The sequence below is a fragment of the Microbispora amethystogenes genome, assembly GCF_016863015.1.
GTDB lineage: Bacteria > Actinomycetota > Actinomycetes > Streptosporangiales > Streptosporangiaceae > Microbispora > Microbispora amethystogenes.
On record NZ_BOOB01000015.1, the window covers coordinates 28,283 to 41,096 of the forward strand.

12 protein-coding genes are annotated in these 12,814 nt (G+C 72.0%); 9 read left to right on the plus strand and 3 right to left on the minus strand.

The genetic code is table 11. The features are described from left to right. Positions 1-18 precede the first annotated feature (18 nt). Positions 19-771 carry a hypothetical protein gene (locus Mam01_RS11200; protein ID WP_239101224.1) on the plus strand — a complete coding sequence of 251 codons (753 nt, stop codon included), beginning with the start codon at positions 19-21 and terminating at the stop codon, positions 769-771. 268 nt (positions 772-1,039) lie between these two features. Then, the gene (locus Mam01_RS11205) at positions 1,040-2,437 is read left to right on the plus strand and encodes an alpha,alpha-trehalose-phosphate synthase (UDP-forming) (RefSeq protein WP_150931962.1); all 1,398 of its coding nucleotides are present in this window, start codon (positions 1,040-1,042) and stop codon (positions 2,435-2,437) included. Here the strand turns inward: Mam01_RS11205 and Mam01_RS11210 are convergent. Then, complete coding sequence (locus tag Mam01_RS11210; RefSeq protein WP_187406012.1) at positions 2,427-2,744, minus strand: DUF4235 domain-containing protein; 318 nt, start codon at positions 2,742-2,744, stop codon at positions 2,427-2,429. The two genes, Mam01_RS11205 and Mam01_RS11210, sit on opposite strands and share 11 nt — an antisense overlap. 69 nt (positions 2,745-2,813) lie before the next feature. Here Mam01_RS11210 and valS point away from each other — a divergent pair, with 69 nt between their 5' ends. The 6 genes from valS (at position 2,814) to Mam01_RS11240 (ending at position 9,249) form a co-directional block, all read left to right on the plus strand. Continuing rightward, positions 2,814-5,357: a valine--tRNA ligase gene (gene valS, locus Mam01_RS11215; RefSeq protein WP_204285310.1), complete on the plus strand. Its 2,544-nt coding sequence runs from the start codon at positions 2,814-2,816 to the stop codon at positions 5,355-5,357. A gap of 68 nt (positions 5,358-5,425) precedes the next feature. After that, a complete protein-coding gene (locus tag Mam01_RS11220; protein WP_239101225.1) occupies positions 5,426-6,706 on the plus strand; it encodes an AI-2E family transporter in 1,281 nt (426 codons plus the stop codon). Between the two features lie 64 nt (positions 6,707-6,770). Then, positions 6,771-7,208, plus strand: coding sequence for a dUTP diphosphatase (gene dut / locus Mam01_RS11225; RefSeq protein WP_150931957.1), 438 nt, complete (start codon positions 6,771-6,773; stop codon positions 7,206-7,208). Between the two features lie 55 nt (positions 7,209-7,263). After that, positions 7,264-7,932: a DUF3710 domain-containing protein gene (locus Mam01_RS11230; RefSeq protein WP_204285311.1), complete on the plus strand. Its 669-nt coding sequence runs from the start codon at positions 7,264-7,266 to the stop codon at positions 7,930-7,932. A gap of 239 nt (positions 7,933-8,171) precedes the next feature. Then, positions 8,172-8,564: an OB-fold nucleic acid binding domain-containing protein gene (locus Mam01_RS11235; RefSeq protein ID WP_204285312.1), complete on the plus strand. Its 393-nt coding sequence runs from the start codon at positions 8,172-8,174 to the stop codon at positions 8,562-8,564. Between the two features lie 16 nt (positions 8,565-8,580). Beyond that, entirely contained in the window at positions 8,581-9,249 is a 669-nt protein-coding gene (locus Mam01_RS11240) for a DUF3159 domain-containing protein (RefSeq protein WP_204285313.1), read from the plus strand. Between the two features lie 60 nt (positions 9,250-9,309). Here Mam01_RS11240 and Mam01_RS11245 read toward each other — a convergent pair whose 3' ends face one another. Then, on the minus strand, positions 9,310-9,978 hold the full coding sequence (locus Mam01_RS11245) for a potassium channel family protein (RefSeq protein WP_150931951.1): 669 nt from the start codon (positions 9,976-9,978) through the stop codon (positions 9,310-9,312). Continuing rightward, complete coding sequence (locus tag Mam01_RS11250; protein ID WP_204285314.1) at positions 9,978-10,646, minus strand: potassium channel family protein; 669 nt, start codon at positions 10,644-10,646, stop codon at positions 9,978-9,980. Before Mam01_RS11250 ends, Mam01_RS11245 begins: the two co-directional genes overlap by 1 nt. Positions 10,647-10,753: 107 nt before the next feature. Between Mam01_RS11250 and Mam01_RS11255 the strand changes: the two genes are divergently transcribed. Continuing rightward, positions 10,754-12,796 (plus strand): APC family permease, encoded by a 2,043-nt coding sequence (locus Mam01_RS11255; protein ID WP_204285315.1) that lies wholly within the window; start codon positions 10,754-10,756, stop codon positions 12,794-12,796. The last annotated feature ends 18 nt before the right edge of the window (positions 12,797-12,814 follow it).

Below are 12,814 nucleotides of genomic sequence, written 5' to 3' on the forward strand. Positions count from 1 at the left end.
AGACCCTGAGGAGGGTCCGTGACTTCAGACGCGGATCGGACGAACGACGAGGTGGCCGACCTGGTCGGCAAACTCGTGGCCCCTGAGGAGACGGACGGGGCCGAGCGGCGACGGCTGCTCGGCCGCCTCAGCAAGGCCTTGGCGCAGTCCGCCAGGAAGGCGCGCGAGCGCGGCACCGGCCGGGGCCGGTGGCTCGCCGACGTCTTCATGAACATCGCCCCGCGGTTACCGATCAGGGACCTGGAGACGCTGCGGGAGCACCACTACGGGCTCACCGGCGACCAGCTCGCCGACGACCTCGTCCGCACCGCCGCCAAGGCGACCACGGCGGTCGGCGCGGTCGGCGGAGCGCTCGCCGCCGCCGAGTTCGCCGCCCCGCCCCTGCTGCTGTCCGCCCCCGCCCAGATCGTCGCCGAGACGCTCGTCGTGGCGGCCATCGAGGTGAAGCTCCTCGCCGAGCTCCACGAGGTGTACGGCGTGCAGGTGCCGGGCAACGGCACCCAGAGGGCGGCCGCGTTCGCCCTCGCCTGGTCGAAACAGCGGGGCGTCAATCCCCTCGCCCCCGGCTCGGCCACGATCGCGCTCGGCACCGCCGCGAAGACCGCGCTGCGCAACCGCCTGATGCGCACGCTCGGCAGGCACCTCACCACCCTCGGCCCCTTCCTCACCGGCGCGGTGGCGGGCGCCGCCCTCAACCGGGCCGCCACCAAGAAGCTCGCCGCCGCCGTGCGCGCGGACCTGCACCGCCGGCACGCCCTCCCGCCGAGCTGACCCCCGTTCCCGGCCCGTCCACTCCGCCGTCCCCGCACGCCTCCGTCGACGGCCGTCGGTCCAGGTGACCATCCCAATCGGCACTTCCCGTCCGTCCCGATGTTCCGGGTAGAGAAGTGTCACCGATTGGTCTAAACCACTGGGCGAGCCCCCGTGAGCTGCGTGAGATCATTCTCACAGTTTCAACTGTGAATTGTGCACGTCATTACGGGTATGGGGTCGCCTGGTGGCTTTCCGTATGGTGGTCACAGACGACCCTGGAGGGTTCATGCGTGATGGCACCAGCTCTTTTCTGATCGTCGCGAACCGGCTGCCGGTGGACCGCGTGGGGGAGAACGAGTGGCGTCGGAGCCCCGGAGGCCTGGTGACCGCCATCGCGCCCGTCATGCAGCGGCGTGACGGCGCCTGGCTCGGCTGGACCGGCGCGGCGGGAGAGGAGCTCAAGCCGTTCGACCACGACGGCATGCACCTGATCCCCGTGCCGCTCTCGCAGCTGGAGGTCGAGCTCTACTACGAAGGATTCTCCAACGCCACCCTGTGGCCGCTGTACCACGACGTGGTCGCCACCCCGGTCTACTCCCGGGTGCTCTGGGACGCCTACAAGGCGGTCAACGACCGGTTCGCCCGGGCCGCCGCCGAGGCCGCCGCCCCCGGCGCGGTCGTGTGGGTGCAGGACTACCAGCTCCAGCTCGTGCCGGCCATGCTGCGCAAGCTGCGGCCCGACCTGAAGATCGGGTTCTTCCTGCACATCCCGTTCCCGCCGGGCGAGCTGTTCTACCAGCTCCCCTGGCGCAACGAGATCCTGGAGGGCCTGCTCGGCGCCGACCTGGTCGGCTTCCAGCGGCCGGGCGGCGCCGCCAACTTCCTGCGCCTGTGCCGCCGCCTGCTCGGCGTGCAGTACCTGCGCAACGAGATCCAGCTGGAGGACCGGACGGTGCGCGCCGAGTCGTTCCCGATCTCGGTCGACTTCGGCGAGCTGGACCAGCTCGTCCGCGAGCCGCGCGTCCAGCAGCGGGCCAGGGAGATCCGGGCCGAGCTGGGCGACCCCGAGCACATGCTGCTCGGCGTCGACCGGCTCGACTACACCAAGGGCATCGGCCAGCGGCTCAAGGCGTTCGGCGAGCTGCTCGACGACGGGTCGGTCAAGCCGGGCGAGGCGGTGTTCGTCCAGGTCGCGACGCCGACCCGGGAGCGGGTCGCCGAGTACATCCGGCTGCGCAACGACATCGAGCTGCGGGTGGGCCGGATCAACGGCGAGCACGGCATGCTCGGCCGCCATCCGATCTCCTACCTGCACCAGTCGTACAACAAGGAGGAGCTGGCCGCGTTGTACTGCGCGGCCGACGTCATGGTCGTCACGCCGCTGCGCGACGGCATGAACCTCGTCGCCAAGGAGTACGTCGCCTGCCGCCACGACCTGCGCGGCGCGCTGGTGCTGAGCGAGTTCGCCGGGGCCGCCGACGAGATGCGCCAGGCCTACATGGTCAATCCGTACGACATCGCCGGAATGAAGCGCGCGATGCTGGCCGCGATGCGGGCGACCCCGCACGAGCTCGCCCGCCGGATGCGCTCGCTGCGGCGCAGGGTCGCCTCACACAACGTGGACAGGTGGGCCAGTGACTTCCTCACGGCCCTGGAGTCCGGGGAGCCGGTGCCTACGGAGTGAGGTCGCGGGCGGCGTCCTTCCAGGAGCGCCACTTCCTGGCCGCCGCCCGGGTCGCCACGATCCGGGTGACCTCGATGCCGAGGCCCATCACCACGGCGTAGGCGATCGCCTCGCCGAGGCCGATGTCCGGGGAGTCGGCGCTCGCCGGGGGCTCCTTGCCGGTCGCCTTCTCCCAGGCGTACGCCAGCACCTTGCGGGAGGCGAAGCCCACCGCGAGGCCCAGCAGTCCGCCGATGATCCGCCACTGCATGTCGGGCTTTTCCGACAGGCCGAGTTCCCGCTTGGCCGCGCGAGCCGTGTCCGCCATGATTCCTCCTCCATAACGACCTTAGTGTCTCCCCTCGGGGAGATGCGCCACGCCATACCATGTGGTGGCATGACCGAACAGCGACTCCCCGCAGCCATGCCCGAGAAACCTGCTCTCGACGGCCTGGAGGCGGTATGGGTAGCGCGCTGGGAGGCCGACGGGACCTACCGGTTCGACCGGTCCCGCGGCAGGGACGAGATCTACTCCATCGACACGCCGCCGCCGACCGTGTCCGGATCCCTCCACGTGGGGCACGTCTTCTCCTACACGCACACGGACACGATCGCCAGATACCGGCGGATGCGGGGACGCGAGGTCTTCTACCCGATGGGGTGGGACGATAACGGCCTGCCCACCGAGCGCCGGGTGCAGAACCACTTCGGCGTCCGCTGCGACCCCTCCGTGCCGTACGACCCGGACTTCACGCCGCCGGAGAAGCCGGACCCCAAGCGGCAGGAGCCGATCTCTCGCCGCAACTTCATCGAGCTGTGCGAGCGGCTCACCGCCGAGGACGAGAAGGCCTTCGAGGAGCTGTGGCGCCGCCTCGGCCTGTCGGTGGACTGGTCGCTGACCTACGCGACCATCGACGCCGGCGCCCGGGCCGCCTCGCAGCGGGCGTTCCTGCGGGGCCTCGCCCGCGGCGAGGCGTACGTCGCCGAGGCGCCCACCCTGTGGGACGTGACGTTCCGCACCGCCGTGGCCCAGGCCGAGCTGGAGGACCGGGAGTGGCCCGGCGCCTTCCACCGCATCGGCTTCGACCTGTCGCCCGCGCAGCGCGAGCAGGGGTTCGGCGAGCGGGTGTGGATCGAGACGACCCGGCCCGAGCTGATCCCGGCCTGCGTGGCCCTGGTCGCCCACCCCGACGACGAGCGGTACCGGCCGCTCTTCGGCACCACCGTGCGCACCCCGGTCTTCGGGGTCGAGGTGCCGGTCGTGGCCCACCACCTGGCCGAGCCGGACAAGGGCTCGGGCATCGCGATGATCTGCACCTTCGGCGACGTGACCGACGTGACCTGGTGGCGCGAGCTCGACCTGCCGACCCGGCCGGTGATCGGCTGGGACGGCCGCCTGCTCCCCGAGCCGCCGCACGGGGTGCCCGCCGGCCCGTACGCCGAGCTGGCGGGCCGCACGGTGCACGGAGCGCGGGAGCGGATCGTCGGGATGCTGCGCGAGTCGGGCCACCTGGACGGCGAGCCGCGCGCCATCCGGCGGCCGGTCAAGTTCTACGAGAAGGGCGACCGCCCGCTGGAGATCGTCACCACCCGGCAGTGGTACATCCGCAACGGCGGCCGGGACCTCGCCCTGCGCCGCGCGCTGCTCGACCGGGGCGGGGAGCTGGAGTGGCACCCGCCGCACATGCGGGTCAGGTACGACAACTGGGTGGAGGGCCTGGCCGGCGACTGGCTGATCTCGCGCCAGCGGTTCTTCGGCGTGCCGATCCCGGTCTGGTATCCCCTCGACGCCGAGGGCGAGCCCGTATACGAGGCGCCGATCACCCCGCCGGAGGGGGCGCTGCCCGTCGACCCCTCCAGCGACGTGCCGCCCGGCTACACCGAGGACCAGCGCGGCAAGCCGCTCGGTTTCGCCGGCGACCCCGACGTCATGGACACGTGGGCGACCTCCTCGCTGACCCCGCAGATCGCCGCCGGGTGGGAGCGCGACGACGACCTGTTCCGCCGCGTGTTCCCGATGGACCTGCGCCCCCAGGCCCACGAGATCATCCGTACCTGGCTGTTCTCGACGGTCGTGCGGTCGCACCTGGAGCACGGCGGGCTGCCCTGGCGGCACGCGGCGATCTCCGGGTGGATCCTCGACCCCGACCGCAAGAAGATGTCGAAGTCCAAGGGCAACGTGGTCACGCCCATGGGCCTGCTGGAGGAGCACGGCTCCGACGCGGTCCGCTACTGGGCGGCGAGCGGCCGGCCGGGCACCGACACCGCCTTCGACACGGGGCAGATCAAGATCGGCCGGCGGCTGGCCATCAAGATCCTGAACGCGTCGAAGTTCGTGCTGGGCTTCACGTCGGGCGGGGGAGGGGAGGTCACCGAGCCGGTCGACCTGTCCATGCTGGCCGCGCTCCGGACGGTCGTCGACGAGGCCACCGAGGCGTTCGAGGCGTACGACTACACGCGGGCGCTGGAGCGGACCGAGCGGTTCTTCTGGTCGTTCTGCGACGACTACGTGGAGCTGGTCAAGGCCCGCGCGTACGCCGGGGACGCGTCGGCGGTCGCCGCCCTGCGCGCGGCGCTCGGCGTGCTGCTGCGGCTGTTCGCGCCGTTCCTGCCGTTCGTGACCGAGGAGGTCTGGTCGTGGTGGCGGGAGGGGTCGGTGCACCGCGCCGCCTGGCCGTCTCCGGAGGACCTGCCCGAGGCGGAGCGCGGCGACCCCGCCGTGCTGGAGGCGGTGGCCGAGGTGCTGCGCCGGGTGCGGCGGGCCAAGTCGGAGGCCCGGAAATCCATGCGGGCCGAGGTGTCCCGGCTGACCGTGTCGGGGGGCCAGGCCGGCCTCGTCAGGCTCGCCCAGGACGACCTGTGCGCGGCGGGCAACGTCGAGGAGTTCGTCCTGGAGCCCGGCGACGCCCCCCTCGACGCCGTGGCCGAACTGGCCGGCTGACGGAGCCGCCGGCAGACGGAAGGTAAAACGACTGCGCGCCGCACCCCCGGGCATGCCAGGCTGGAGCCGTGATCCCGTCTAAGAGGCGAGCCCCCGAGAGGGTGCCGCCGACACTCGCCACGCTGGCTGCGTGGAGCTGGCGGCTGCTTCTGGTGGGAGCGGCGATCTACGTGCTGGCGATGATCATCGGCAGGATCAGTTTCGTGGTCCTGCCGGTGGCCGTCGCGCTGCTGCTCGCCGCGCTGCTGTATCCGCTCACCAGACGGCTGCGCGAGGCCGGACTGCGGCCGATCTACGCGACGTGGATCACGATGCTGCTCGGCCTCGCCGTGATCGTGGGCATCGGCATCCTCATCGGCACCCGGGCGAACGAGGAGTTCCCCGGGCTGGTCGCGCAGATCCAGCTCACCGCGCGCAACCTGCAGGGCTGGCTGCTGCACGGGCCCCTTCACCTGAAGGAGGCCCAGATCGCCGACATCGTCGACCAGCTGAGCCGGCAGGTCAACGAGCAGCGCAGCCAGATCACCAGCACCCTGCTGACCGGCGCCACCGCGTTCGTCGAGGTCCTGGCCTCGATCGTGCTGCTGCTCTTCGTGACGTTCTTCCTGCTCAAGGATGGCGACCGCATCTGGGCCTGGTTCCTGCGCGGCTTCGGCGAGGCCGCGCCCCGGGTCGACCGGGCCGGCCGGGCCGCGTGGGTGACGATCTCCCACTACGTGCACGGCACGGTGGCCGTCGCGGCCATCCACGGCATCGTGATCGGCATCGTGCTCGCCGGGATGCGGGTGCCGCTGTGGGCCCCGCTCGCCGTGCTCATCTTCTTCGCGAGCTTCATCCCGATCGTCGGCATCCTCTTCGCGGGGGCCATCGCGACGCTCGTGACCTTCGGCTCGCAGGGGTGGGTCTACGCCCTGGTGTTCGTCGGCATCCTCGTGGTCGAGCAGCAGCTGGAGAACCACGTGCTCCAGCCGCTGATCGTCGGCCGCGCGCTGGCCTTCCACCCGCTGGCGATCATCCTCGTCCTGGCCGTCGGCGGTGTGCTCGGCGGCATCGCCGGAGCGGCCGTGGCCGTGCCGCTCACGGCGGTCATCTACCGCGCGCTCCCGGAGCTGCGCTCCGACCGGCCCGCCATCGGGCCGTCGGGGAACGGGGAAGACGCGGGCCCGCCGGACGGCCCTCCGGGGCCCGGCGTGCCCGCTCTGGAGCCCGCCCCGGAGCCGGACCCGGAGCCCGGGCACGCCGGCTCCGCGGCCGAGAGGGGCGGGGAGGCGGAGGAGGACGGGACCACAGGGACGGCGTCGCCGTCCTCCGGCGCGGGAGAGGCGGTCTCGCCCCAGCGCAACGGGTAGGGTCTTGCCTCATGAGCAGCCCTGTGCCGAACGCCATATCGCCGGCGGGAACCGAGGCCGCCGCGTGAGCGTCGAGATCCTGATCCACCGGCTCGATCCGGGCCTGCCGCTTCCCGCGTACGCGCACCCCGGCGACGCCGGGGCCGACCTGTACGCGGCGGAGGACGTCGAACTGCTGCCCGGGGAGCGGGCCGTCGTGCGGACCGGCGTCGCGATCGCGCTGCCGGACGGCTACGCGGCTTTCGTGCATCCGCGTTCGGGCCTCGCCGCCCGGCACGGCGTCACACTGGTGAACGCGCCCGGCACGGTCGACGCCGGCTACCGGGGCGAGATCAAGGTCACGATGATCAACACCGACGCCAAGGACGCCGTACGGCTCCGGCGGGGCGACCGGATCGCCCAGCTCGTCGTCCAGCGGGTGGAGCGTGCGGCGTTCTACGAGGTGGACCGGTTGCCCGGCTCCGTACGGGGCACGAACGGGTTCGGCTCGACGGGGAGCTGACGGCTCCGGGCACGGGTACGCCCGGCACGGGCAAAATACGAGGAGAGTGAGCGAAGTGTTTCGACGCCGGCGACGCGCGGAGGAGGAGACCGCACCGGCCGTCCGGGAGGACAGCCCCGCCCCGGCGCGGACGACGGGCCCCTGGGACGCGGCGGACGACTACCCGGAGGCCGAACGGGTCGACCTGGGAGGCCTGCGCCTGCCCGTCGACCCCCGGTTCGAGATCCAGCTCAGGGTGGACGGCGACCAGATCACCGGGGTGATCGTCCTGCTGGGTGAGAGCCTGCTGCAGGTCCAGGCGGTCGCCGCGCCCAAGCGGAACGGCATCTGGGACGAGATGCGGGCCGACGCCGTCCGGGACGTCACCGCCGCGGGCGGGGCCCTGGAGGAGCGGGACGGGCCCTTCGGCCCCGAGCTCGTGGGCCGGGCCCCCGCGCAGGGCCAGACGGAGCCGCAGCCGGTGCGTTTCCTCGGCGTGGACGGCCCCCGCTGGTTCCTGCAGGCCGTCATCAGCGGCCCGGCGGCGGCCGGCGGGGAGGCCGGCGACGTCCTGGAGGACGTGGTCCGCGGCATCGTGGTGGTCCGCGGCGACGAGCCGATGCCGCCCCGGGAGGTGATCCCGCTGCGTCTTCCGGCGGACCGGCAGCCCGCCGACGAGCAGGCGCCCGGCCGGGAGGAGCTGCGGCCGTTCGAGCGCGGCCCGGAGATCAGCGAGATCCGCTGAGCGGCGGCGCGTCCGGCCCGCCGGGCCTCGCCCGCGGGCCGGGTGCCCGGCGCGCCGCGACCTCGCCCGCGGGCCGTTGGCGAATCGGGGGCAAGCCCTGCCCTTGCCGTCCTTCTGACGGGTCGGCGTTCTCACGTATGCTGCGGGGAGGCATGGCCCGGGAAACGGACACCCGGGGTGGAGCCAGACGATGGGTCCCCCCGCGGGGACAGCGAGCGAGGAAGCCGGGTGAGTGACCGATGGACACGCCGGAGCCTGCCAGACGAGGCGGACTGCGGGGTCTCCTGCGGCGGCTGAGCTCCAGCCAGGCCGAGCTGGAGGCCGCCGAGCTCCGGGAGGACCTGGAGCAGGAGGGGGCCACGCCCATCGCCCGGTGCGGTGAGCGCCAGCGTTCGTGTGTGGCGGGCACGCTGCGCACCGTCACCCTCCGCCCGCGCGGCGGCGCACCCGCCCTGGAGGCCGAGCTGTACGACGGGTCGGACGTGATCGACCTGGTCTGGCTGGGCCGCCGCAGGATCGCCGGGATCGAGCCCGGCCGGGTGGTGCGGGCCGAAGGACTGATCAGCGTCCAGGACGGCCGTAAGGTCATGTTCAACCCCCGCTACGAGCTGCGCCCGGCTGGTGGCCCTTGATCTCTCAGGAGACCGTATGAGCACAGCGGACATGACGGCCCCCGCGGCGCACGCCACCGTTGAGGCGGCCGTTCGTGCCCAGATGAGCAAGGCGCTGGGCGGCAAGCGGGGGATCGTCGAGGCGGCCGTGCCCACGATCGCCTTCACCGGCACGTGGATGACCACGCAGGACCTGAAGACCTCGCTGATCGTCGGCATCGCCTCGGCGGTGGCGCTCCTGCTGGTGCGGATCGCGCAGCGGACCACGCCGCAGTTCGTGCTCAACAGCCTGGTGGGCATCGGCATCGGCGCGTTCTTCGCCGCCCGCACCGGTGACGCCAAGGACGTCTTCCTGCCCGGGATCCTCTACAACGGGGCCTACGCGGCCGGCATGCTGCTGTCGATCGTGGTCCGCTGGCCCATCGTGGGCTTCCTGATCGGCTCGGTGACCGGCGACCCGACCGCCTGGCACAACGAGCCCGCCCTGGTGCGGCTGTGCGCGCGGCTGACGTGGCTGCTCATGCTGCCCTGCCTGCTGCGCGTGGTGGTGCAGCTGCCGCTCTACCTGGCCGACCACGTGACCGCGCTCGGCATCAGCAAGATCGCTTTGGGCTGGCCGCTCCAGGTGGCCGGGCTGGCGGCGATGGTGTGGGTGCTCGCCCGCGGCCGCACGCCGATCGAGCCGCCCGCCCAGCCGTCCGTCTGACCCTCTCCGCCGGTGCGGCCCGCGCGCCCCGGTGTTCCCGGGGCGGCGGGCGCCGTACGGTCAGGGGCGCTCGTGGGCCGACAGCAGTTCGGTGAGCTCCTGCTCGACCTCCTGGCTGGCGACGAACAGCAGCTCGTCGCCGGCCTCCAGCGGGTCGTCGGCCGAGGGGACCAGCACCCGGCCCTCCCGCAGGATCGCGACCAGGGCGGAGTCCACCGGCCAGGGGACCGAGCCGGTCCGCTGGCCCACCACCGGCGCGTCGTCGGCGAGGGTGAGCTCCACCAGGTTGGCCTGGCCCTGCCGGAAGGTCATCAGGCGCACCAGGTCGCCGACGCTGACCGCCTCCTCGACCAGGGCCGACAGCAGGCGCGGGGTGGAGACGGCGACGTCCACGCCCCACGACTCGTTGAACAGCCACTCGTTCTTCGGGTGGTTGACGCGGGCGACCACCCGGGGCACGCCGTACTCGGTCTTGGCGAGCAGTGAGACCACGAGGTTGACCTTGTCGTCGCCGGAGGCGGCGATGACCACCTGGCAGCTGTTCAGCCCGGCCTCGTCCAGCGAGGAGATCTCGCAGGCGTCGGCCAGCAGCCACTCGGCCCGGGGCACGCTGTCGATCTTGATGGCGCGGGGGTCGATGTCGATGAGCAGGACCTCGTGGCCGTTCTCCAGAAGCTCCACCGCGATGGAGCGGCCGACGGCTCCGGCGCCGGCGATGGTGACGCGCATCAGTGCTCCTCGTCGGACGGCGCGGCGGACAGCACCTTGTTGACCCGGTCCATGTCGCTCTCGGCGGCGACCAGGTGGAGGATGTCCCCTTCCTGGACGACGGTCGCGTCCCTGGGCACGAGCGCCTCGCCCATCCGGTTGACGAAGGCCACCCGTGCGCCGGTGGCGTCCTCGATCACCCTGGCCCGGGTGCCGATCCAGCCCTGGTGGAAGGCCACCTCGGCGAGGACGACCGTACCCGTCGGGTCGCGCCACAGGGGCTCGGCGCCCTCGGGCAGCACCCGGCGCAGGATCTGGTCGGCGGTCCAGCGGACCGTGGCGACGGTGGGGATGCCGAGCCGCTGGTAGACCTCGGCCCGGCGGGGGTCGTAGATGCGGGCGACCACGTTGTCCACGCCGAACATCTCGCGCGCGACCCGCGCCGAGATGATGTTGGAGTTGTCGCCGCTGCTCACGGCGACGAAGGCGGCGGCCGAGGCGATGCCCGCCTCTTCGAGGACGTCGCGGTCGAAGCCGATGCCGGTGACCCTGCGGCCCCGGAACCCGGCCCGCAGCCGCCGGAAGGCCTGCGGGTCGCGGTCGATGACCGCGACCGAATGGCCGTTGTCCTCCAGGATGTGGGCCAGGGTCGAGCCGACCCGCCCGCATCCCATGATCACGATATGCATGCTCCCCCGCCGTGGGTTTTGTGGCGGACTCCTAATGGAGACAGTATGTCGCCCTTACCGCCACCGCATGACTCGGGCACCGGGCGGGGGCACTAGGCTCAACAGACGTGTCCAAGGTGCCAGATCTTGTCAAGCGGCTCCTCGTGGGGCGTGCTCTGCGCAGCACCGCGCTCCACCACCAGCTGCTGCCCAAGCGTGTGGCGCTGCCGGTCTTCGCGAGCGACGCGCTGTCCTCGGTCGCGTACGCGCCGCAGGAGATCCTGGTCATCCTGTCGCTCGCCGGGGTCGGTCTCTACGCCATCAGCCCGTGGGTCGCGGCGGCGGTCGTCCTCGTCATGCTCGTCGTGGTCGCGTCCTACCGGCAGAACGTGCACGCCTACCCCAGCGGCGGCGGCGACTACGAGGTGGCCACGACGAACCTGGGGCCCACCGCCGGGCTGACCGTCGCGAGCGCCCTGCTCGTCGACTACGTGCTGACCGTGGCGGTGTCGGTCGCCAACGGCGCCGACTACGTGGGCGCGACGATCCCGTTCGTCGCCGAGCACCGCCCGCTGGTGGCGATCGCCATCGTCGTGCTCCTGACGATCATGAACCTGCGCGGCATCCGGGAGTCGGGCGTCGCGTTCGCCGTGCCCACCTACGCCTTCATGGCCGCGGTCATCGGCATGATCCTCTGGGGCCTGTTCCGTCTCCTCGTGCTGGGACAGGAACTGCGCGCCCCGACGGCGAACTACCGGCTTCTCGCCGAGCAGACGAACATCGCCGGGTTCGCGCTGGCGTTCCTGGTGCTGCGTGCCTTCTCCTCCGGCTGCGCCGCGCTGACCGGCGTCGAGGCGATCAGCAACGGCGTCCCGGCCTTCCGCAAGCCCAAGAGCAAGAACGCCGCGACGACACTGCTCATGATGGGCCTCATCGCGGTCACGATGTTCGGCGGGATCATCTTCCTCGGCCTCGCCTCCGGGGTGAAGGTGACCGACCCGGCCACCGTGGCCAGGGACCTCATCATCGACGGGCACCCCGCCGGGCCCGGCTACTACCAGCAGCCGATCATCGCGCAGGTCGCCTCCGCCGTCTTCGGCGGCGGCTCGGCCCTGTTCGTCGTCATCGCCGCGGTGACCGCGCTGATCCTCTTCCTGGCGGCCAACACCGCGTTCAACGGCTTCCCGGTGCTGGGGTCGATCCTCGCCCAGGACCGCTACCTGCCGCGGCAGCTCCACACCCGCGGCGACCGCCTCGCCTTCAGCAACGGCATCGTCATCCTCGCGGCCGGGGCCTGCCTGCTCATCTGGGCGTTCGACGCCGACGTCAGCAAGCTGCTCAACCTCTACATCGTCGGCGTGTTCGTCTCGTTCACCCTCAGCCAGATCGGGATGGTCCGGCACTGGACCCGGCACCTGAGGACCGAGAGCGACGCGAAGGCCCGCTTCCGCATGATGCGGGCCCGGGTGATCAACGGCGTCGGCGCGGTCATGACCGGGCTGGTGCTCGTCGTCGTGCTGGCGACCAAGTTCACCCACGGCGCGTACATCGTCTGCCTCGCGATGCCGCTGCTCTTCCTGATGATGAAGGGCATCAGGCGGCACTACGACCGGGTCGCCGCGGAGCTCGCCGCGCCGGAGGAGACCGAGGTCGACGAGTCGATGCTGCCCGCCCGCAACCACGCGGTCGTCCTCGTCTCCAAGATCCACAAGCCGACGCTCCGGGCTCTCGCGTACGCCAGGGCGACCCGCCCGTCCAGCATCGAGGCCGTGTCCGTCAGCGTGGACGCCGGCGAGGCGAGAAAGCTCAAGGACGAGTGGGACCGGCGGGGCATCGGGGTGCCGCTGAAGATCCTCGACTCGCCGTACCGCGAGATCACCGGCCCGGTGCTGGAGTACGTCAAGTCGCTGCGCCGCAGGTCGCCGCGCGACGTCGTCACCGTCTACATCCCGGAGTACGTGGTCGGCCGCTGGTGGGAGCACCTGCTGCACAACCAGAGCGCGCTGCGGCTCAAGGGCCGGCTGCTGTTCAAGCCCGGCGTGATGGTCACGAGCGTGCCGTGGCAGCTCGCCTCCTCCGACCGGCTCAGGCGCCGCAGAGAGCCGTCCGCCCCCGGGGCATCCCGCCGTTCCTACCAGCAGCCGTCGAAGGACGCGCAGGTCGGGGCATGACCGATACGAAAGGGGCCG

Coding starts and splice junctions, on each gene's coding strand:
- Mam01_RS11205 (WP_150931962.1), top strand. CDS start 1,040: ATGCGTGATGGCACCAGCTCTTTTCTGATCGTCGCGAACCGGCTGCCG.
- Mam01_RS11210 (WP_187406012.1), bottom strand. CDS start 2,744: ATGGCGGACACGGCTCGCGCGGCCAAGCGGGAACTCGGCCTGTCGGAA.
- valS (WP_204285310.1), top strand. CDS start 2,814: ATGACCGAACAGCGACTCCCCGCAGCCATGCCCGAGAAACCTGCTCTC.
- Mam01_RS11235 (WP_204285312.1), top strand. CDS start 8,172: ATGGACACGCCGGAGCCTGCCAGACGAGGCGGACTGCGGGGTCTCCTG.
- Mam01_RS11240 (WP_204285313.1), top strand. CDS start 8,581: ATGAGCACAGCGGACATGACGGCCCCCGCGGCGCACGCCACCGTTGAG.
- Mam01_RS11245 (WP_150931951.1), bottom strand. CDS start 9,978: ATGCGCGTCACCATCGCCGGCGCCGGAGCCGTCGGCCGCTCCATCGCG.
- Mam01_RS11250 (WP_204285314.1), bottom strand. CDS start 10,646: ATGCATATCGTGATCATGGGATGCGGGCGGGTCGGCTCGACCCTGGCC.